The sequence below is a fragment of the Putridiphycobacter roseus genome, assembly GCF_003234935.1.
Lineage (GTDB): Bacteria > Bacteroidota > Bacteroidia > Flavobacteriales_D > Crocinitomicaceae > Putridiphycobacter > Putridiphycobacter roseus.
Genome location: NZ_QKSB01000068.1, coordinates 1 through 794, shown reverse-complemented (window position 1 = coordinate 794; position 794 = coordinate 1). Strand labels below are relative to the sequence as shown.

1 protein-coding gene is annotated in these 794 nt (G+C 39.8%); it reads left to right on the top strand.

The genetic code is table 11. From position 1 onward, the window contains the following. Window positions 1–794 (top strand): PKD domain-containing protein (locus DNU06_RS17770; RefSeq protein ID WP_146239330.1); only part of this gene is annotated, 794 nt, incomplete at both ends.

The window sequence follows — 794 nt, the reverse complement described above, 5'->3', positions numbered from 1 at the left end:
AACCAAGGTACATTATTTACCGATTTAACAACAATTGCTGGTACTAGTTCCATTGATAGCATCCATTGGAATTTTGGTGACAATACTTTTGGGGTAGACTCCATTGAAAATCATATTTACAATAATATTGGGACTTATTCCGTCCAACTTTTTGCCCAGTCGGACCAAGGTTGTGCGGATAGTTTGGTACAGACTGTTTTTGTGAATCCAAATCCTGTGGTTGACTTTAGCCTTGCAGATACTTGCGTGTTTCAAGTCGTGAATTTAAACAATAATTCGAGTATAACCTCGGGGACCATCAGCAATTATGAATGGGACTTTGGGGACAATTCTACTAGTACCTTATTTGAACCCAATCATGCCTTCAACCAAGCGGTGAATTATGCCCTTCAACTGGTGGCGATTTCTGATTCTGCATGCACCGATACCAGTACTTTAAGCCTTACCATTCATCCACAACCTGTGGCTGATTTTACATTTACTTCTTCTTGCTTTAATGCTTCTTTTATTGATGCGTCTAATATTGCGAGCGGTGGTATCAATGATTACGCTTGGAATTTTGGTGACATGGGTACAGCGAGTATTCAAAACCCAAACCATATTTATACTGCCAATGGCAATTACACAGTCAACTTACAAACGACCAGTGATTTTGGTTGTGTGCACGACACGAGTAAAAGCATCAACATTTTCAATAATTTTACGGCAGATTTTATCTTGTCTAATTCACAAATTTGCAGCGGGGATTGCATTCAGTTTTCGGATTCATCAACCGCGCATACCAGCGGAACCTA